18 protein-coding genes are annotated in these 18,882 nt (G+C 60.7%); 13 read left to right on the top strand and 5 right to left on the bottom strand.

Translation table 11 applies throughout. From position 1 onward, the window contains the following. The first annotated feature begins 119 nt into the window (after nt 1–119). The 4 genes from tauA to tauD are packed head-to-tail and all read left to right on the top strand — an operon-like array spanning nt 120 to nt 3,646. A complete protein-coding gene (gene tauA, locus J9870_RS01255; RefSeq protein ID WP_210642351.1) occupies nt 120–1,097 on the top strand; it encodes a taurine ABC transporter substrate-binding protein in 978 nt (325 codons plus the stop codon). A 25-nt stretch (nt 1,098–1,122) separates the two neighbouring features. Continuing rightward, complete coding sequence (tauB, locus tag J9870_RS01250; protein ID WP_210642350.1) at nt 1,123–1,917, top strand: taurine ABC transporter ATP-binding subunit; 795 nt, start codon at nt 1,123–1,125, stop codon at nt 1,915–1,917. Continuing rightward, on the top strand, nt 1,914–2,753 hold the full coding sequence (tauC, locus tag J9870_RS01245) for a taurine ABC transporter permease TauC (RefSeq protein ID WP_210642349.1): 840 nt from the start codon (nt 1,914–1,916) through the stop codon (nt 2,751–2,753). The genes tauB and tauC overlap by 4 nt, the downstream gene beginning before the upstream one ends. A gap of 50 nt (nt 2,754–2,803) precedes the next feature. After that, a complete protein-coding gene (gene tauD / locus J9870_RS01240; protein WP_210642348.1) occupies nt 2,804–3,646 on the top strand; it encodes a taurine dioxygenase in 843 nt (280 codons plus the stop codon). A 56-nt stretch (nt 3,647–3,702) separates the two neighbouring features. On the opposite strand, the gene mgrA is transcribed toward tauD, so the two are convergent. The 4 genes from mgrA to J9870_RS01220 all read right to left on the bottom strand — a co-directional run bounded on the left by mgrA (nt 3,703) and on the right by J9870_RS01220 (nt 6,488). Further along, the gene (gene mgrA / locus J9870_RS01235; protein WP_210642347.1) at nt 3,703–4,740 is read right to left on the bottom strand and encodes an L-glyceraldehyde 3-phosphate reductase; all 1,038 of its coding nucleotides are present in this window, start codon (nt 4,738–4,740) and stop codon (nt 3,703–3,705) included. A gap of 58 nt (nt 4,741–4,798) precedes the next feature. Next, entirely contained in the window at nt 4,799–5,200 is a 402-nt protein-coding gene (locus J9870_RS01230; RefSeq protein ID WP_210645067.1) for a type II toxin-antitoxin system HicB family antitoxin, read from the bottom strand. 92 nt (nt 5,201–5,292) lie between these two features. Next, on the bottom strand, nt 5,293–5,475 hold the full coding sequence (locus tag J9870_RS01225; protein ID WP_134922407.1) for a type II toxin-antitoxin system HicA family toxin: 183 nt from the start codon (nt 5,473–5,475) through the stop codon (nt 5,293–5,295). A 122-nt stretch (nt 5,476–5,597) separates the two neighbouring features. Further along, a complete protein-coding gene (locus J9870_RS01220; protein WP_210642346.1) occupies nt 5,598–6,488 on the bottom strand; it encodes a LysR family transcriptional regulator in 891 nt (296 codons plus the stop codon). Nucleotides 6,489–6,604: 116 nt separating this feature from the next. Between J9870_RS01220 and J9870_RS01215 the strand changes: the two genes are divergently transcribed. After that, nucleotides 6,605–7,345 (top strand): SDR family oxidoreductase, encoded by a 741-nt coding sequence (locus J9870_RS01215; RefSeq protein ID WP_210642345.1) that lies wholly within the window; start codon nt 6,605–6,607, stop codon nt 7,343–7,345. A 148-nt stretch (nt 7,346–7,493) separates the two neighbouring features. Here the strand turns inward: J9870_RS01215 and betT are convergent, their stop codons facing one another. Then, nucleotides 7,494–9,455, bottom strand: a complete 1,962-nt coding sequence (gene betT, locus J9870_RS01210; protein ID WP_210645065.1) for a choline transporter BetT — start codon at nt 9,453–9,455, stop codon at nt 7,494–7,496. A 482-nt stretch (nt 9,456–9,937) separates the two neighbouring features. Between betT and J9870_RS01205 the strand changes: the two genes are divergently transcribed. From J9870_RS01205 to J9870_RS01170, 8 genes are all read left to right on the top strand, one after another. Further along, nucleotides 9,938–10,936, top strand: a complete 999-nt coding sequence (locus J9870_RS01205) for a D-cysteine desulfhydrase (protein WP_210642344.1) — start codon at nt 9,938–9,940, stop codon at nt 10,934–10,936. 301 nt (nt 10,937–11,237) lie between these two features. Continuing rightward, on the top strand, nt 11,238–12,032 hold the full coding sequence (gene tcyJ, locus J9870_RS01200) for a cystine ABC transporter substrate-binding protein (protein WP_210642343.1): 795 nt from the start codon (nt 11,238–11,240) through the stop codon (nt 12,030–12,032). Then, nucleotides 12,032–12,697 carry a cystine ABC transporter permease gene (tcyL, locus tag J9870_RS01195; RefSeq protein WP_135843164.1) on the top strand — a complete coding sequence of 222 codons (666 nt, stop codon included), beginning with the start codon at nt 12,032–12,034 and terminating at the stop codon, nt 12,695–12,697. The genes tcyJ and tcyL overlap by 1 nt, the downstream gene beginning before the upstream one ends. A 3-nt stretch (nt 12,698–12,700) precedes the next feature. Next, on the top strand, nt 12,701–13,462 hold the full coding sequence (tcyN, locus tag J9870_RS01190; protein WP_210642342.1) for an L-cystine ABC transporter ATP-binding protein TcyN: 762 nt from the start codon (nt 12,701–12,703) through the stop codon (nt 13,460–13,462). 517 nt (nt 13,463–13,979) lie between these two features. Continuing rightward, the gene (locus J9870_RS01185) at nt 13,980–14,750 is read left to right on the top strand and encodes a hypothetical protein (protein WP_210642341.1); all 771 of its coding nucleotides are present in this window, start codon (nt 13,980–13,982) and stop codon (nt 14,748–14,750) included. A 302-nt stretch (nt 14,751–15,052) separates the two neighbouring features. After that, nucleotides 15,053–16,294, top strand: coding sequence for an SfnB family sulfur acquisition oxidoreductase (locus tag J9870_RS01180; protein WP_210642340.1), 1,242 nt, complete (start codon nt 15,053–15,055; stop codon nt 16,292–16,294). A gap of 23 nt (nt 16,295–16,317) precedes the next feature. Next, nucleotides 16,318–17,511 (top strand): SfnB family sulfur acquisition oxidoreductase, encoded by a 1,194-nt coding sequence (locus J9870_RS01175; RefSeq protein ID WP_210642339.1) that lies wholly within the window; start codon nt 16,318–16,320, stop codon nt 17,509–17,511. Next, entirely contained in the window at nt 17,511–18,869 is a 1,359-nt protein-coding gene (locus tag J9870_RS01170) for an LLM class flavin-dependent oxidoreductase (RefSeq protein WP_210642338.1), read from the top strand. Before J9870_RS01175 ends, J9870_RS01170 begins: the two co-directional genes overlap by 1 nt. Nucleotides 18,870–18,882: the final 13 nt, after the last annotated feature.

The following is an 18,882-nucleotide window of genomic DNA, read 5'->3' as shown; positions in this document are numbered from 1 at the left end:
CCGATGCATAGAATTTTTCGCAAATAAGCTCATTCGAAAAAGTTATTTATTTTTGAATTCTTAGATCATTTAGTCTCTTCGAACGCCGAATCTCCGGCGACCTGTCGAGGAGCTTTCCCATGACGTTGCGTTCCCCCCTTCGCCTTCTCGCGGTCGCCTCCCTGGCCGCAGCGAGCCTTTTTGCCCAGGCGGCCGACCTGACCGTCGCTTACCAGACCACCGTCGACCCGGCCAAAGTCGCCCAGGCCGATGGCGCCTACGAAAAAGCCACCCAAGCCAAGATCGACTGGCGCAAATTCGACAACGGCGCCGACGTCATCACCGCCATCGCCTCGGGCGACGTGCAGATCGGCTACCTCGGTTCCAGTCCGTTGACCGCGGCCATCACCCGCAAGGTCCCGGTGGAAACCTTCCTCATCGCCACCCAGATCGGCGCCGCCGAAGCCCTGGTAGCCCGCGACGGTTCCGGGATCAAGACCCCTCAAGACCTGATCGGCAAAAAGATCGCCGTACCCTTCGTGTCCACCGGGCACTACAGCCTGCTCGCCGCGCTGAAGCACTGGAACATCGACCCGTCGAAAGTCACCGTACTCAACCTCGCGCCACCGGCCATCATTGCGGCCTGGAAGCGCGGCGACATCGACGCCACCTACGTCTGGGACCCGGCTCTGGGCGTGGCCAAGGAAAACGGCAAGGTACTGATCAGCTCCGCAGAACTGGCCCAGTTCGGCGCACCGACCTTCGACGCCTGGATCGTGCGCAAGGACTTCGCTCAGAAGCATCCGGAAATTGTCACAGCCTTCGCCAAAGTCACCCTGGATGCCTATGCCCGGTATCGCAAGGACCCACAAGCCTGGCTGGCCGATGCGTCCAATATCGACAAACTGGTGAAACTCTCCGGCGCCAAGGCCAGCGACATCCCGCTGTTGCTGCAAGGCAACGTGTTTCCCCTGGCAGCCGATCAGGTCGTGAGCCTCGGTGCTCCGACCACCAAAGCCATCACCGACACCGCAGCCTTCCTCAAAGAGCAGGGTAAGGTCGAAGCCGTGTTGCCGGACTACGCGCCTTTTGTCAGCGCCAAATACATCACCCAGTGATCGAACAATAGAAGGAGTCACGGCGATGGCTTTGCTACAGCTGGAGCGCATCAGCGCACAGTACCCCGGCGCAGCGGAACCTGTGCTGGCGGATATTTCCCTGACCCTGGGGCCCCGGCAATTGCTGGTTGCCCTCGGCCCGTCCGGCAGCGGCAAGACATCGTTGTTGAACCTGATTGCCGGATTCGTCGAGCCCAGCGCCGGGCAGATCACCCTCGACGGTGTACCCGTCAAGGGCCCGGGTGCCGAACGCGGCGTAGTGTTCCAGGACGATGCGTTGCTGCCCTGGCAGGACGTGCTGGCAAACGTCGGCTTCGGCCTGGAACTGGCCGGGGTCGCCAAGGAAAAGCGTGAGGCCCGAGCCCGGGAAATGCTCGCCCTGGTGGACCTGGCCGGTTTCGACCAACGCCGCGTCTGGCAGCTCTCCGGTGGCCAGAAGCAGCGTGTGGGCCTGGCCCGGGCGTTGGCAGCCGAGCCGCGCGTGCTGCTGATGGACGAGCCTTTCGGCGCACTGGACGCCTTCACCCGCGAGCAGATGCAGGAACTGCTGCTGCAAGTCTGGCAGCGCACCGCCAAACCGGTGTTTCTCATTACCCATGACATCGAAGAAGCCGTGTTCCTGGCCACCGACCTGATTCTGCTGGCGCCCAACCCAGGGCAGATCGTCGAGCGCCTGAGCCTGGACTTCGGCCAGCGCTACGCGGCCGGGGAATCGGCGCGGTCGATCAAGTCCGACCCACGTTTTATCGAAACCCGCGAGCATGTGCTCGCCAAGGTGTTCGCCCAACGCAGCGCCACTCGGCCACAGGAGCGCGCATGAGCAGCTACGAAGTTCCAGCCGTGGTCAGTGAAGCGGCAACCAAGCGCACGGCCATCGACCCGAGGTCCAACCTGAGTACGCGCTGGATCAGCGGCTTGACCCTGATCGCGCTGCTGGCGATCTGGTGGGCCGTCACCGCCAGTGGCCTGATCGAACCGCTGTTCCTGCCCTCGCCCTCTGCCGTACTGCAAAAGGGCTGGCTGCTGGCGACCAGCGGCTACATGGACTCCACCCTCTGGCAGCATTTGGCAGCCAGCCTTCAGCGAATCGGCGTGGGCCTGCTGTTCGCCGTGCTGACCGCGGTGCCGGTGGGTATCGCCATCGGCGCCAACCGTGTCGCTCGCGGCGTGCTCGATCCATTGATCGAGTTCTACCGGCCAATTCCACCGTTGGCATACCTGCCGTTGATCGTGATCTGGTGCGGCATCGGTGAGTTGTCGAAAGTACTACTGATTTACCTGGCGATCTTCGCGCCGATTGCCATCGCCACCGCCACGGGTGTGCGCACCGTCGACCCGGCCAAGTTGCGGGCCGCGCAATCGTTGGGCGCCACGCGAGCCCAGTTGATTCGCCACGTGATCGTTCCCAGTGCGTTGCCGGACATCCTCACCGGCATTCGCATTGGCCTGGGCGTCGGTTGGTCGACGCTGGTGGCCGCCGAACTGATTGCCGCCACCAGTGGCCTGGGGTTCATGGTTCAGTCAGCAGCGCAGTTCCTGGTCACAGACGTGGTGGTGCTGGGGATTCTGGTGATCGCACTGATCGCCTTCGCCATGGAGATGGGTTTGCGCGCCCTGCAACGCAAATGGGTGCCGTGGCACGGCCAGGCCCATTGATAGCGAATGACCACGCCGACCATTCGGCGCCCCACTGCGAGAACACGACAATGAACCGCCCGACCATTACCCCTTTGAGCATCGCCCTTGGTGCGCAGATCAGCGGGATCGACATCAGCCAGCCCCTGAGCCAGGAACATCGCGATATCATCGAGCAGGCCCTGCTTGAGCATCAGGTGCTGTTCTTTCGCGACCAGCCAATCGAGCCGACGCAGCAAGCGCGCTTCGCCGGGTATTTTGGCGACCTGCACATTCACCCGATCTACCCCAACGTGCCGGAGCAGCCCGAGGTGCTGGTGCTCGACACCGCCGTCACCGATGTTCGCGACAACGCGGTGTGGCACACCGACGTGACCTTTTTACCGACCCCCGCCCTGGGCGCGGTGCTCAGCGCCAAGCTGCTGCCGGCGTTCGGTGGCGATACCTTGTGGGCCAGTGGCATTGCAGCTTACGAGGCCTTGTCGGCACCGTTGAAGCGCTTGTTGGAAGGCCTGACCGCAACCCACGATTTCACCCGCTCGTTTCCCTTGGAACGCTTTGGCAACACCGCCGAGGACCTGGCGCGCTGGGAACAAGCGCGGCGGAAAAACCCACCGTTGTCCCATCCAGTGATCCGCACCCATCCGGTGAGCGGACGTCGCTCGCTGTTCGTCAACGAAGGCTTCACCACACGCATAAACGAACTGTCGGAAAGCGAAAGCGAGGCGATCCTGAAGCTGCTGTTCGCCCACGCCACCCGCCCGGAGTTCACCCTGCGCTGGCGCTGGCAAGTCAACGACGTGGCGTTCTGGGACAACCGCGTCACCCAGCATTTCGCCGTGGACGACTATCGCCCGGCCCGGCGCGTGATGCATCGGGCGACGGTATTGGGGGATGTGCCGTTTTTCAGGTAAACCGCTAAGAAATCCCCTCGCCACAGGGTTTTGTGTTCGCCGTACTTACAAAGGCGTTATTCGGCCGACGAAGGCTTCTCCCAAAGATTGATGCCACCTTCCTGGGCAAACCGGTCGATCTGCGCCAGTTCTTCCGCGCTGAAGCTCAGGTTCTGCAACGCCCCGACGTTCTCGATGATCTGCTCAGGCCGGCTGGCGCCAATCAGCGCGCTGGTCACGCGTGGATCGCGCAGGGTCCAGGCCAGGGCCATTTGCGCCAGGCTCTGCCCGCGACGCTGGGCGATGTCATTGAGCGCGCGTACATGGGCGATGTTCTCCTCCGACAGGTGCGAAGCCTGCAACGAGCCGCCACCCGGGCGGTTGACCCGTGCATCGGCCGGAATGCCCTTGAGGTACTTGTCGGTCAGCAGGCCCTGGGCCAACGGGGTGAAGGCAATCACACCAGTACCCAGTTCATCGGTGGCGTCCAGCAGGTCTTTTTCCACCCAGCGGTTGAGCAGGTTGTAGGCCGGCTGATGGATCAGCAACGGGACTTTCCACTCTTTGAGCAGCGCCGCCATTTCCCGGGTCTTCACGCCGGAATACGAAGAGATGCCGATGTACAACGCCTTGCCCTGCTGCACGGCGGTGGCCAGTGCACTGGCGGTCTCTTCCAGTGGGGTGTCGGGGTCGAAGCGGTGGGAATAGAAAATATCCACATAGTCCAACCCCAGGCGTTGCAAGCTCTGGTCAAGGCTGGCCAGCACGTATTTGCGCGAGCCACCGCCTTGGCCGTAAGGGCCCGGCCACATATCCCAACCGGCTTTGCTGGAGATGATCAACTCATCGCGGTACTGCTTGAAGTCTTCGCGCAGCAAGCGACCGAAATTGATCTCGGCACTGCCGTAGGGCGGGCCGTAATTGTTCGCCAGGTCGAAGTGGTTGATACCCAGGTCAAACGCCGTACGCAGCAAGGCGCGCTGGGTATCGATCGGCGTGCTGTCACCAAAGTTGTGCCACAACCCCAGCGACAGCGCCGGCAGCACCAACCCGCTGCGACCGACGCGGCGGTAAGGAATGGACTCGTAGCGGTTTTCGGCAGCAGTGTAGGTCATCGAAAGGCTCTCTGTTCGGACGCTGGTGGCAGAAGCTAACATTTCACAGACGCATCGGTCAGGCGGAAAGTTCGCGCAAGGCTGCTGCTGCCAGAAAACCCGAACGCGAGCTATAACGCTGGTCACGTCGCACGGTTTGATCGATGCGTTCAAGCAATTGTTCGGGCAACGTGGCGTTGAACCGCACTGATTTCCCGAAATAGGGCGTGACATCAAACTCAACCACCCCCCATATCCCCCCGACGTATTGCGGATTGTCGAGATGATCGTCAATTTCATGGATCTGCGGTAGCGGCTCGCCGTCGGCTATCAGGCCCTCATAGTGCAGCGAGAGCGCTTCTTTCACATTTTCGAATGCCTGGTTCACGGTACTGCCTGCGGAAAAACAACCCGGTACATCCGGGACCGTCACTCCGTATTCGGAATCGGCATCCTTGTGCAGAACGACCGGAAATTTCATTTGGATGAATCCTTCCTCCAGATCCGGCAACCGTCGCAACCGGTCTGATAACAATGTATCCCCATCGGGGATTTCGTAATCGATCATGGGCTTCATTTCAGGCCCGCCTGTTTCAATATGCTGGCGATCGTGCCTCTGGGCAGATCGGCGTCAGGGTGTTTTATCGTCACCCTCCCAGCCTTGAAGGGGTGTTTGTATTGATGATGGCTACCCTTGACTGCCACCAGATACCAACCATCTTCTTCGATCTTCCTGATCATTTCCCGACTTCGCATCACCTTTGCCTTATTCGACAGCTCTGCCGGAAAACTCTAGCCGCGAAAGAGGATCTTGATACACACCATACACACCCTGAAAAATATTAGTTCAATTCTCCAGCCGTTGCACCGCCACCCGATCAGCGCGCCTGCGCAAACACTTCCGTCACCCAATCCACGAACACCCGAACCCGTGGCGACATGTGTCGGTTGTGCGGATAGAGCACCGACACCGGCATGGAGGGCGGTGGGGTGTCGGGGAGGACTTCCTGGATCAGGCCCTGCCGGATCTGCTCTTCCATTCGGTAATACGGGCATTGGATCAGGCCCAGGCCGGCGATGGCCGAGGCGGCGTAGATTTCAGCGCCGGACACTGACAACGTGCCCCCGATCGGCACCTCCTTGAGTTCGCCATCGACCATGAACTCAAACGGATAGAGTTTGGCGGTGGACCGCGAGACGTAATTCACCGCACGGTGATGTTTCAAGTCATCAAGGCTTTTCGGTTCGCCGTACTGGCGCAAGTAACCGGGGCTGGCACAGGTGATCTGCCGAAGATTGGCGACACGCCGGCCGATCAATGACGAATCCGCCAGCGTACCGGAGCGCAGCACGCAATCGACGCCTTCGGCAATCAGGTCGACGAAACGGTCCGCCTCGCTGATGAACAGTTCTATTTCGGGATAGCGGGCCATGAACTGCGGCAACGCCGGAATCACGAAATACCGGGCCTGGGTGCCGTGCAGGTCCACTCTCAGTTTGCCTTTGGGCGCTACGCCGCGAAACGCCAGTTCGGCTTCTTCAAGTTCTGCCAGCAGTTGCACGCAACGTGGGTAATAGGCTTCGCCGTCAAGGGTCGGACGCACCTTGCGGGTACTGCGCTCCAGCAGGCGAACGCCGAGCCAGGCTTCGAATTGATTGAGGGTGTGGGTCAGCGTCGCACGGGGCAGACTGAGGTCTTCAGCAGCCAGGGTGAAACTGCTTCGCTCGTAGATACGCACGAACACCCTCATCGCTTTGACTTGATCCATCAGAATCCGGCGCCTTGATTATTGGTGATTATTGAACAGTCAAGGCAACTCTCCTGCATTTATCGCCGGGAGTAAACATGTGAATCTGGCTCCACTCTTTGCAAAGGAACCCAACCATGACGACTCAAACAGCCAAAGTTGCCATCATCACAGGCGCCTCTCGCGGCATCGGCGCCGAAATCGCCAAGCAGTTGGCCAGCGAAGGTTTTGCCGTCGTAATCAATTACGCCAACAGCGCCAGCGAAGCTTCGAAACTGGTGGTGCAATTGCGCCAGGCCGGTCACCAAGCCATAGCGATCAAGGCCGATGTGTCCTCTGCCGCCGATGTCCGGCGGATGTTCGATGAAACCGAAGCGAAACTGGGCAAGGTCGATGTGTTGATCAACAACGCTGGCATTCTCCAGGTGATGCCCCTGGCGCAGCACAGCGACGAGCTGTTCGACCAGACGTTCGCCATCAACACCCGTGGCACCTTCAACACCCTGCGCGAAGCCGCGACCCGCCTGAACGACGGTGGCCGGATCGTGAATTTTTCCAGCAGCACCGTGGGCCTGAACCTGCCCGGCTATTCGGTGTACATCGCCAGCAAGGCTGCGGTGGAATCCCTGACCCAGGTGTTCGCCAAGGAACTGCGCGGCCGCCAGATCACCGTCAATGCAGTGGCTCCCGGCCCGGTCGCGACCGAATTGTTCATGCATGGCAAGAGCGAGGAGCAGATCCAGAACTACGCGAAAATGCCGCCTTTGGAACGCCTCGGCCAGCCGGAAGACATCGCCAGCATCATTTCTTTTCTGGTGAGCCCGGCCGCCGGTTGGGTGAACGGGCAGATCTTGCGGGCCAACGGCGGTCTTGTCTGAGACTTTCGCCATCGCCAGTCACACTGCCATCGCGAGCAGGCTCGCTCCCACAAGGGAATCACTTAACCTGTGGGAGCGAGCCTGCTCGCGATGAGGCCGGCGCGGTGCAGCTGAAAAACGCTCGGCGGCCTTTGTCTCTGGACCTCGATCAGCGCACCAGATGCAGGAACTGCATGTGTCGCTCGTACTGGTCGAGGATGTCGTTGATCACCTGCTCCTTGGTATAGCCCACCAGGTCGTAATCCTGGCTGCCTTCGCTCAAGTGCACTTCGGCACGGTAATAACGACGGTTGTTGAGCTCCTTGGAGCCCATGCCGCCCCGGGCGAAGGATGGCGTGAAGTAGCCGCGCATCTGCACCTGATAGATGAACGGATGCTGCTCGCCGTGGCCGATTTCCAGACTGACGCTGTCGTTGGCCGGGTCTGGCTGGGTCACCACCGTCAGGCCCTTCTCGACGAACACTGCCGTCACTTCTTCAATGGCCGGACGTACCGTGGTGTCGAGGAAACGGTACACCTCGTCGCGAGACGGAAAATGCACCGCCTGGCTCAAGCGTTGGCGCCAGCCCCCCGTGCCCCGGCGGGCCCCCGAGACCGGGGCCAGGGAGTGCAATTGTGCGATCTGTTTCTGGGATTCCAGGTAGAACGCTTTGTGCAGGCCCCACATCATCAGCAACAGAATCAGCGAGAACGGCAACGAGGTCAGCACCACCGCCGACTTCAAGGCATCGATGCTGCCGGAGAACAGCAACGCGCTGGTCACCAGCGCCGTCATCGCGCCCCAGAACACCCGCAGCCATTTCGGCCCGTCTTCATCGGGATTGCCGCCCTTGGCCGACAGTGTCGAAAGCACCACAGTGCCGGAGTCGGCGGACGTGACAAAGAACACAAAGCTGATGAACACCGTGACCGCGATGACAGTCTTGCTCCACGGGTAGGTTTCCAGCAGCAGGTAAAGGCTCATCGACGGGTTTTCCAGGGCCGACATGCCCAGGGCGCTCATGCCGTGGTTCAGCACCTGGTCGATGGCGCTGTTACCGAAAATCGACATCCACGCCAGGGTGAAGCCCAGAGGAATCAGCAACACGCCAAACACGAACTCACGGATGGTGCGACCACGGGAAATCCGCGCGATGAACAGCCCCACGAATGGCGACCAGGCGATCCACCAGGCCCAGTAGAACACCGTCCAACCGCCGAGCCAGTCGCTGGGTTCGTTATAGGCGTACAGGTCGAAACTCTTCATCGGCAGGGCGCCGAGATAATCGCCGATGTTCTGGATCAAGGTGTTGAGCAAATGCTGGGTGGGTCCGGCGAACAACACGAACAGCAGCAACGCACAGGCCAGCAGCATGTTGATGTCGGACATGACCCGTACGCCTTTGTCGACACCGGCCACCGCGACGATGATCGCCGCGCCCATCATCAGCACGATCAGGCCGACTTGAATCCATTGGGTGTGGGCGACACCGAACAGGTAATCGAGGCCCGAGTTAAGGTGCAACACCCCAAAGCCCATGTCCGCGCCGAGGCCGAACACCGTGGCGATGATGCCGAAACCGTCCACCGCATAGCCGATGGGGCCATTGATGCGCTTGCCGATCAGCGGGTACAACGCCGAACGCAGGGCCAGCGGCAAATTGTGCCGATAGGCAAAGTACGCCAGGGCCATGCCGACGAAAGCGAACACGCCCCAACCATGCAGGCCCCAGTGCAAAAACAGAATCTGCATGGCCTGACGCGCCGCGTCAGCGGTACCGGCCTCGCCCTGGGGCGGCTGCACCAAGTGCGTCAGCGGCTCGGAGACGCAGAAGAAAAACAGCGTGATGCTGATGCCGGCGGCGAACAACATGCCAGCCCAGGACAGGTAACTGAATTCGGGTTCGTCGTGGTCGGCACCGAGCTTGATCTTGCCGTAGCCGGACAAGGCGGTGACCACCACGAAGACCAGATACAGGGTCATCGCCAGCATGTAATACCAGCCAACCGTATTGGCCGCCCAGTTCTGCGCCGCCAGTAGCCAGGCACCGGCCTGCTCCGGCACGGCAATGACCACCAGGCCGAACAACAGGATAAAAGTCGCCGCGAAATAAAACACTGGCGGATTCATGCGGACCAGGCCGCTGGATGGAAGGGACGAGGCACTCATGAGTGAGGCTCCGCGGAAAAGGAAAGAGTGACGATCGAAAACGGACTCGGCAAAGGCAAGCCTCCTGTTGTGAGCGGGCAGCAAACCGACGGTTTAACTTGAATGAACGTTCAAGTTAAACATAGATAGGCAGCTAAGGACTAATCGCAGGGTTCGACGGTACGTTTCCTACGCGAGCCCGTGGGAGGGTAGACGCTGCTTGATGTGCATTCGTTCAGTGTTCAACAGACACCACACGCCCCTGTGGGAGCGAGCCTGCTCGCGATTGCAGTGTGTCAGTAAATAGATAGGCCAACTGAACCACCGCTATCGCGAGCAAGCTCGCTCCCACAGGTTTTTCGGTGCTCACAAATCATGCGTCCCCCTCCGACAAACGATTGCCAGTTGCCCATGAATATCGCCGTGCCTATAGTCCAGACATCTCCTACAACCAGTACGGCCCCATGATCAAACAACAGTTGGCCCGCTTTAATCGTCTCGACCTGCTCGGCCACCCGACACCGCTGGAAAAACTCGACCGCCTCTCCACCTGGCTCGGGCGCGACATCTATATCAAGCGCGATGACCTGACGCCCTTGGCGCTGGGCGGCAACAAGCTGCGCAAACTCGAATACCTGGCAGCCGACGCCCTGGCTCAAGGCGCCGATACCCTCATCACTGCCGGCGCGATCCAGTCCAACCATGTTCGCCAGACCGCTGCCCTGGCGGCGAAGCTGGGCCTGGGTTGCGTGGCGTTGCTGGAAAACCCCATAGGCACCGAGGACAGCAATTACCTGGGCAACGGCAACCGACTGTTGCTGGAGCTGTTCGACGCCAAGGTCGAATTGGTCGAAAACCTGGACAACGCCGATGAGCAGCTCCAGGCCCTCGCCGGTCGCCTGCGCAGCAATGGGAAAAAGCCGTATCTGGTGCCAATCGGCGGCTCCAACGCTCTGGGCGCGCTGGGCTATGTGCGCGCGGGCCTGGAACTGGCCGAGCAAATCAAAGACACCCGGCTTGACTTCGCCGCAGTGGTATTGGCCTCGGGCAGTGCCGGAACCCACAGCGGGCTGGCGCTGGCCCTCAGTGAAACACTGCCGGAGCTTCCCGTCATCGGCGTCACCGTTTCGCGCAGCGAGGAAGACCAGTTTCCGAAGGTCCAGGGTTTGGCCGAACGCACTGCCCAATTGCTGGATGTTGCCATTCCAGCAGCCTTCAAGGTGAACCTGTGGGACGAATACTTCGCCCCGCGCTACGGCGAACCGAACGCCGGTACGCTGGCAGCGGTCAAGTTGCTGGCTAGCCAGGAAGGCCTGCTGCTGGACCCGGTCTATACCGGCAAGGCCATGGCCGGCCTGCTCGATGGGATTGGCCGCGACCGCTTCGACGAAGGCCCGATCATCTTCCTGCATACCGGTGGCGCGCCGGCGTTGTTTGCCTATAACGCGGCGTTCCAGCCTTAGTGGAGACGTCTGTGGGAGCGAGCTTGCTCGCGATGACGGAGTGTCAGCTGAATAAATTTCGGCTGATCCACCGCCATCGCGAGCAAGCCCGCTCCCACAGGTATTCATTCCAAACAGGCATATACCATTGATTTAATATTATTTTCCAATCTATAAACGCCACCCTATAGTCTGGCCACAGGCGCATTTGCCGCGAGACGCCCGGGTTGCTTTAAGGCAGGATGTGGCAATCTTTTCGGATCGCGGCTACGCCTTTTCTCATCCAAAATAACGTCTTCATAAGAAAACACAGGGGCTTGTCATGAATTTCTCTGCATTACGTCGCAACCTGTTGGTGGGTTCGCTGGGCCTGGCACTGAGCGCCGGCCTGTTGGGGCAAGCGGTTGCCGGTGAGCAACTGCAAAAAATCAAAGACGCCGGCGTGATCAACGTTGGCCTGGAAGGCACTTACCCACCGTTCAGTTTCGTCGACGCCGACGGCAAGTTGGCCGGTTTCGAAGTGGAGTTTTCCGAAGCCCTGGCCAAGGAACTGGGGGTGAAGGTCAAGCTGCAACCGACCAAATGGGACGGCATCCTCGCGGCGCTGGAATCCAAGCGCCTGGACGCCGTGGTCAACCAAGTGACCATCTCCGAAGAGCGCAAGAAAAAATATGACTTCTCCACGCCGTATACCGTTTCCGGGATTCAGGCGCTGACCCTGACCAAGAATAAAGACACCATCAAGACCGCCGCGGACCTGGCAGGCAAGAAAGTCGGCGTAGGCCTGGGCACCAACTACGAACAATGGGTGAAAACCAATGTTCCCGGCGCTGACGTACGTACCTACGAAGATGACCCGACCAAATTCCAGGACCTGCGCGTTGGCCGTATCGACGCCATCCTGATCGACCGCCTCGCCGCGCTCGAATATGCCAAGAAAGCCAAGGACACTGCCGCCGCCGGCGAAGCGTTCTCCCGTCAGGAGTCCGGTATTGCCCTGCGCAAAGGCGAGCCTGAACTGCTGGACGCGGTGAACAAGGCCATCGACAAACTTCGCGCCGACGGCACGCTGAAAAAGCTCTCGGAAAAATACTTCAGCGCTGACGTCACTCAATAATGGAAGAGGCTTTTCAACTCGCGCTGGACTCCGCGCCCTTCCTGCTCAAGGGCGCGTATTACACGGTCATCCTCAGCCTGGGCGGGATGTTTTTCGGCCTGCTGCTGGGGTTCGGCCTGGCGTTGATGCGCTTGTCGCGCTTCAAACTGGTGAGCTGGATCGCCCGCATCTACGTGTCGTTCTTTCGCGGCACGCCGCTGCTGGTGCAGTTGTTCGTGATCTATTACGGCTTACCGCAACTGGGTGTCGAGCTGGACCCGCTGCCGGCTGCCCTGATCGGCTTCTCGCTGAACATGGCCGCCTATGCCTGTGAAATCCTGCGGGCCGCCATCAGCTCCATCGAGCGCGGCCAGTGGGAAGCGGCGGCGAGTATCGGCATGACCCGCGCCCAGACCCTGCGCCGGGCCATCCTGCCGCAAGCCGCACGCACGGCCCTGCCGCCACTGGGCAACAGCTTCATTTCCCTGGTCAAGGACACCGCGTTGGCGGCGACCATCCAGGTACCCGAGCTGTTCCGCCAGGCACAGTTGATCACTGCGCGGACCTTCGAAATCTTCACCATGTACCTTGCCGCCGCGCTGATCTATTGGATTCTGGCGAGCGTGCTCTCGCACCTGCAGAACGTCCTGGAAGCCCGGGTCAATCGGCATGACCAGGAGTCCTGACCCATGATTGTCGTGGAAAAACTGACAAAGCAGTTCAAGGGTCAGGTGGTGCTCAACGGCATCGACCTGAAGATCGAAGAAGGCGAAGTGGTGGCGATCATCGGCCCCAGTGGCTCGGGCAAGACCACTTTCCTGCGCTGCCTGAACTTCCTCGAAGAACCCAGCAGCGGCCGGATCAAGGTCGGCGACATCGAAATCGATGGCAGCCGTCCGTTGAACCAGCAGCAGAATCTGGTGCGTCGCTTGCGCCAGCAGGTGGGTTTTGTGTTCCAGAACTTCAATCTGTTTCCCCATCGCACTGCGCTGGAGAACGTGATCGAGGGTCCGCTGGTGGTGAAAAAGACCCCGCGCGCAGAAGCCGAAGCACTGGGCCGCAAACTGTTGGCCAAGGTAGGCCTGTCTGGCAAGGAAGACGCCTACCCTCGGCGCCTCTCCGGCGGCCAGCAACAACGTGTGGCGATCGCCCGAGCCTTGGCGATGGAGCCCGCGGTGATCCTGTTCGACGAGCCGACCTCGGCCTTGGACCCGGAACTGGTGGGCGAAGTCCTGGCAACCATTCGCGGCTTGGCCGAAGAAAAGCGCACCATGGTCATCGTGACCCACGAAATGGGCTTCGCCCGGGACGTGGCCAACCGCGTGGTGTTTTTCGACAAGGGTGTGATCGTCGAACAAGGCGAAGCCAAGGCGTTGTTTGCAGCCCCCAAGGAAGAACGCACTCGACAGTTTCTCAGCAAGTTCCTCTCGGCCGGACACGGCGCCCAGTAAGTTATTACAGCTGCCTCACTTCCAGGGACGGAAGTGAAACAACTGCAACAGAGCCAACATCGAACGGCCTGCAACTTATCAATAGCGAGACAACTTGCAACGCGCACGGCGTTCAACAAGCGTGCCGACATTTAAGATGTGCAACATGCGCATACCCACCGTAACACTTCCTTCGATCTGGGCAGCGATCCAATTTAGTCCCCAGGGCGCCTTCAAGCGCTTTACGCAAAAAAGGCAAGCCTAGGAAAAGGGCCTTCGACGCCAGGCATTATTGGCACCGGTGCGTAGGACATTTCTGAAGCCTTATACAATCAATTATTAAGCAAGGGCCTCTATTGACACTGAAACTACGGACCCCTTATCTAGTGGCCAACAGGCGACGCGCATTATTTGATTCTGCGCAGTGATTAACTACAGTCAGCCATCACGACTGCGCACATAAAAATATGTCGCGATTATCAAAGCGCCTTTGATCTTCCCGAAACGGACTTCGTTTTCAAGCATCAAGGAGAGCACCATGACATGTACGTCGAATATTCCTGAACTGGCCGCCCCCAACCTGGCCAATACCCGCCACAACGGCATCAACCGTACCAGCGCCGCTCACCTGGAGATTGCCATTGCCCCCTACCCCGGCATGGACGCGGGAGATCTGATCGAACTGTTCTGGGACAACTGCTACGTGGGTTCCCGCCTGCTCTCGCAGGCGGACTTGCAAGGCAGCGTTACGCTGCGGGTACCGGAGAGTTTCATCGTCAGCGGGACCTCGTGCATCCACTACCGCGTGATGCAGGTCGGGCGTGGACCGGCACTGTCCGCGGCGCGACGGGTGTACGTCAAGCTCGACTCCCCGGGCGGCCACCCGTCAGCCCTGAGCGGCGACGAAAACCAAGGGCTGGCGCCGGTGCGTATTCCCGAAGCCATCCGGCGTCAGGGCGTGAACCCGAGCCAGATCAAACGCGGCGTACCGCTGACTATCGAACCCTACCTGAACATGGCCGCCGACGATGCGGTCACCCTGCGCTGGGGCGATGTACGCATGGACCTGCCCCGGATCAAACCGTGCGAGGTAGGCCAGCCGATCAACATCTGGGTGCCGCCACAGATCATTCTCGAAGCCGGGGAAGACCTGCGCCTGGAAGTGACCTATTGCATCCTCGACCGCGTGGGCAACAACTCCCACTGGGCGCCGCCGCGGACACTGAAGATCGGCTGTATCAATCCCTACCTGAAAACACCGCCCAAAGAAGCCCTCATGGCGGCTGAGCCGCGCCGCAAAAAAACTTGATACGGGACTTTTGTGAGGAACGCTTTTGTAGCGAGGGGGCTTGCTCGCTCGCTACAAAAGCCGCTTCGCCCCAGTGCGCGTATAGCCCCAATTTAAATCCAGCCTATACATATTCCTAAAAGTTAGTTCAAAAATAATTTACACACGCTTAGGGTATATAGACCGGACCACCGGACATTCTTGATTTTCGCTCGTCGCCTTCATCGCGGCGTTTTCTTGAGATGTGAGGTGGGTATGGAACGCAACGCAATCACCCCAGTGCAGAGCGCCACGGCACTGCTCGCAGCCACGGAGTGGCTGTGATGTCTGATCTGGCGCAAGCAAAGGTCCAGAGCGACCTGGACATCGCACCACTGCTGCTGCCCGCACAGGTGCTGCGCAACGATGCCGAGGCCATCAAAGCGGCCCAAGATCTGGCACAGGTCGCCCGTCGGCAGGCCGCGCAGCGCGATCAACAACGCAAGCTGCCATGGTCGGAGATCGAGCAATTCACCCGCAGTGGGCTGGGCAGCATCGCCATCCCTCGGGAATACGGTGGCCCACAAGTTTCGTTCGCCACCCTTGCCGACGTGTTCGCGATCATTTCCGCTGCCGACCCGGCCCTTGGGCAAATTCCGCAGAACCAGTTCGGCGTACTCCACCTGATCCTCGGCACAGGCACCGAACGGCAGAAAAAAATCCTGTTGCAGAGCGTGCTCGAAGGCTGGCGCATCGGTAATGCCGGGCCGGAGCGTGGTACCCGCAATACCCTTGAACTCAAGGCACGGATCACCGCTGACGGTGACGGTTTTGTCATCAGCGGTCAGAAGTTCTATTCCACCGGCGCGCTGTTCGCCCACTGGGTGGCGGTCAAGGCGCTGAATGACGAAGGCCGGCAAGTGTTGGCGTTCGTGCGCCGTGGCACTCCGGGCCTGCGGATCGTCGACGATTGGTCGGGTTTCGGCCAACGCACCACGGCCAGCGGCACTGTGCTGCTGAACAATGTGCGGGTCGACGCCGAACTGGTGCTGGATAACTGGCGTATCAACGAAACGCCGAATGTCCAAGGCGCGATTTCGCAACTGATCCAGGCCGCCATTGACGCGGGCATTGCCCGTGGCGCCATCGACGACGCCATCGCCTTCGTGCGTGAACGGGCCCGACCCTGGATCGACGCCAAGGTCGAGCGGGCCAGCGATGACCTGTACGTGATCGCCGACATCGGCAAGCTGAAAATCGAGCTGCACGCCGCTGAAGCTCTGTTACGCAAAGCCGGACACGTGTTGGACCAGGTCAGCGCCGCCCCGATCACCGCGCTGTCTGCTGCCCGCGCCTCGATTGCCGTGGCCGAGGCCAAGGTGCTCACCACCGAGATCGCCCTGTTAGCCAGTGAAAAGCTGTTCGAGTTGGCCGGCAGCCGCGCCACCCTCGCCGAATTCAACCTCGATCGCCACTGGCGCAACGCCCGGGTGCACACCCTGCACGACCCGGTGCGCTGGAAGTATCACGCCGTAGGCGCCTATCACCTGAACGGCACCTTGCCGGCCCGGCATTCCTGGATCTGACGACCCGACCTCTGGAGCAGTACATGACGCTTTCTCAACACGTCGCGGTGATCACCAGCGATGAACAAGCCCTGATCGTAGCCAGCGACCTGGCCGATGACTTCAAGCGCGACAGTGCCCTGCGCGACCGCGAGCGCCGCCTGCCGCACCCGGAGCTGGAGGCGTTTTCCCGCTCCGGCCTGTGGGGTATCAGCGTGCCCCAGGCCTATGGTGGCGCCGGGGTTTCCAACGTCACGCTGGCCAAAGTCATCGCGCTGATTGCCCAGGCCGACAGCTCGCTGGGGCAGATTCCGCAAAATCATTTCTACGCCCTGGAAGTGCTGCGGGTAAACGGCACTCAAGCGCAAAAACAACGCCTGTACGCCGAAGTGCTGGCCGGCCAGCGTTTTGGTAACGCCCTGGCCGAACTCGGCACCAAGACCGCCCACGACCGCACCACCCAACTGCGCCGCGACGGCGAGGGCTATCGCATCAACGGCCGCAAGTTCTACGCCACCGGGGCGATCTACGCCCAGCGTATTCCCACCTCGGTGGTGGATGAAAATGGCGTGCAGCAGTTGGCATTCGTCCCTGGCCAAAGCAAAGGCCTGACGGTCATCGACGACTGGAGCGGTTTCGGCCAGCGCACCACCGGCAGTGGCTCAGTGGTGTTCGAAGACGTCTACGTCGCCGCCGAAGACATCGTGCCCTTCCAGAGCGCCTTCGAGCGCCCGACGCCGGTGGGACCACTGGCGCAGATTCTCCATGCGGCCATCGACACCGGCATCGCCCGCGCCGCCTATGAAGACGCCCTGCACTTTGTCCGCAGCAAGACCCGGCCATGGATCGACGCCACCAGCGACGTCGCCACCGAAGACCCGCACACCCTCAAGAGTTTCGGCCAACTGAGCATCCGCCTGCACGCCGCCGAAGCCCTGCTGGAGCGCGCCGGCAAATTTCTCGACCGGGCCCAGGCCGACACCCAAGCCGAAACGGTCGCCGCCGCCTCGATTGCCGTGGCCGAAGCCCGCGCCATCAGCACCGAAATTTCCCTGGCCGCCAGCAGCACGCTATTCGAATTGGCTGGCAGCCAGGCGACCCTGGCCGAATATGGGCTGGATCGCCACTGGCGCAACGCCCGGGTGCACACCCTGCACGACCCGGTGCGCTGGAAATATCACGCGGTGGGTAACTTCTACCTCAACGATGAAAAGCCGCCGCTGCGGGGGACCATTTAATGGCCCACGGCAAGAAAAAAATCCTGCTCAACGCGTTCAACATGAACTGCATCGGGCACATCAATCACGGCTTATGGACCCATCCCCAGGACACCTCGACCCAGTACAACACCCTGGAATACTGGACCGGGTTGGCGCAACTGCTCGAGCGTGGGCTGTTCGACGGGCTGTTCATCGCCGACATCGTCGGGGTCTACGACGTGTACCAGCAGTCGGTGGACGTCACGCTCAAAGAGTCGATCCAGCTGCCGGTCAACGACCCATTGATGCTGGTGTCTGCGATGGCGGCCGTGACAAAAAATCTCGGTTTCGGCCTCACTGCCAACCTGAGCTACGAACCGCCGTACCTGTTCGCCCGCCGCATGAGCACCCTCGATCACCTGAGTCGCGGCCGGGTCGGCTGGAACATCGTCACCGGCTACCTGGACAGCGCCGCCAAAGCCATGGGCCTGACTGCGCAGGTCGAACATGACCGCCGCTACGACCAGGCCGACGAGTACCTGCAAGTGCTCTACAAGCTCTGGGAGGGCAGTTGGGAGAACGACGCCGTGCTCAATGATCGTGAGCAGCGGATCTATGCCCAGCCGGAGAAAGTGCACAAGGTCCGGCACCAGGGCGAGTTCTATCAGGTCGAGGGCTATCACCTTTGTGAACCATCGCCCCAACGCACGCCGGTGTTGTTCCAGGCCGGCAGTTCGGAGCGCGGCCTGCTGTTTGCCGGGCGGCATGCCGAGTGCGTGTTCATCAGCGGCCAGAACAAGCCGGCGACCAAGGTCCAGGTGGACAAGGTCCGCGCCAGCGCCGTCGAGGCTGGGCGCAACGCCGAAGACATCAAGGTGTTCATGGGCCTGAACGTGATCGTCGGCCAGACCGAAGCGGCCGCCTGGGCCAAACATGCCGAGTACCTGGACCATGCCAGCGCCGAGGCCGGGGTGGCACATTTTTCCGCGTCGACGGGCATCGACTTTTCCCAGTACGAACTGGACGAACCGATCCAGTACGTCAAGAGCAACGCCATCCAGTCCGCCACCAAGACCCTGCAGAACAACGATTGGACCCGGCGCAAATTATTGGAGCAACACGCCCTCGGCGGTCGCTACATCACCGTGGTGGGTTCGCCCGAGCAGGTGGCCGACGAACTGGAGTCATGGATCGCCGAAACCGGCCTGGATGGCTTCAACCTGACCCGCATCGTCACACCGCAAAGCTATGTGGACTTCATCGACCTGGTGATTCCCGAGCTGCAACGACGCGGCGCGTACAAGACCGAATACGACGACGGCAGCCTGCGCGAAAAGCTGTTTCAGGCAGGGGCCCATCTACCTGGACGACACACCGGCTCCACCTACCGACACTGATCCCCTCGCCAAA

Source organism: Pseudomonas sp. Tri1, assembly GCF_017968885.1.
Taxonomy (GTDB): domain Bacteria; phylum Pseudomonadota; class Gammaproteobacteria; order Pseudomonadales; family Pseudomonadaceae; genus Aquipseudomonas.
Note: the sequence above shows the minus strand (reverse complement) of the source record. Positions and strands in the feature narration are given on the sequence as shown.

What these genes read in the sequence shown, in the direction of transcription:
- J9870_RS01180 (WP_210642340.1), top strand. Translation starts at nt 15,053, where the DNA reads ATGTCTGATCTGGCGCAAGCAAAGGTCCAGAGCGACCTGGACATCGCA.
- J9870_RS01170 (WP_210642338.1), top strand. Translation starts at nt 17,511, where the DNA reads ATGGCCCACGGCAAGAAAAAAATCCTGCTCAACGCGTTCAACATGAAC.
- tcyN (WP_210642342.1), top strand. Translation starts at nt 12,701, where the DNA reads ATGATTGTCGTGGAAAAACTGACAAAGCAGTTCAAGGGTCAGGTGGTG.
- tcyL (WP_135843164.1), top strand. Translation starts at nt 12,032, where the DNA reads ATGGAAGAGGCTTTTCAACTCGCGCTGGACTCCGCGCCCTTCCTGCTC.
- J9870_RS01205 (WP_210642344.1), top strand. Translation starts at nt 9,938, where the DNA reads ATGATCAAACAACAGTTGGCCCGCTTTAATCGTCTCGACCTGCTCGGC.
- tauA (WP_210642351.1), top strand. Translation starts at nt 120, where the DNA reads ATGACGTTGCGTTCCCCCCTTCGCCTTCTCGCGGTCGCCTCCCTGGCC.
- J9870_RS01230 (WP_210645067.1), bottom strand. Translation starts at nt 5,200, where the DNA reads ATGAAATTTCCGGTCGTTCTGCACAAGGATGCCGATTCCGAATACGGA.
- betT (WP_210645065.1), bottom strand. Translation starts at nt 9,455, where the DNA reads ATGAATCCGCCAGTGTTTTATTTCGCGGCGACTTTTATCCTGTTGTTC.
- tcyJ (WP_210642343.1), top strand. Translation starts at nt 11,238, where the DNA reads ATGAATTTCTCTGCATTACGTCGCAACCTGTTGGTGGGTTCGCTGGGC.
- J9870_RS01215 (WP_210642345.1), top strand. Translation starts at nt 6,605, where the DNA reads ATGACGACTCAAACAGCCAAAGTTGCCATCATCACAGGCGCCTCTCGC.
- J9870_RS01220 (WP_210642346.1), bottom strand. Translation starts at nt 6,488, where the DNA reads ATGGATCAAGTCAAAGCGATGAGGGTGTTCGTGCGTATCTACGAGCGA.
- mgrA (WP_210642347.1), bottom strand. Translation starts at nt 4,740, where the DNA reads ATGACCTACACTGCTGCCGAAAACCGCTACGAGTCCATTCCTTACCGC.
- tauC (WP_210642349.1), top strand. Translation starts at nt 1,914, where the DNA reads ATGAGCAGCTACGAAGTTCCAGCCGTGGTCAGTGAAGCGGCAACCAAG.
- J9870_RS01175 (WP_210642339.1), top strand. Translation starts at nt 16,318, where the DNA reads ATGACGCTTTCTCAACACGTCGCGGTGATCACCAGCGATGAACAAGCC.
- tauB (WP_210642350.1), top strand. Translation starts at nt 1,123, where the DNA reads ATGGCTTTGCTACAGCTGGAGCGCATCAGCGCACAGTACCCCGGCGCA.
- tauD (WP_210642348.1), top strand. Translation starts at nt 2,804, where the DNA reads ATGAACCGCCCGACCATTACCCCTTTGAGCATCGCCCTTGGTGCGCAG.
- J9870_RS01225 (WP_134922407.1), bottom strand. Translation starts at nt 5,475, where the DNA reads ATGCGAAGTCGGGAAATGATCAGGAAGATCGAAGAAGATGGTTGGTAT.
- J9870_RS01185 (WP_210642341.1), top strand. Translation starts at nt 13,980, where the DNA reads ATGACATGTACGTCGAATATTCCTGAACTGGCCGCCCCCAACCTGGCC.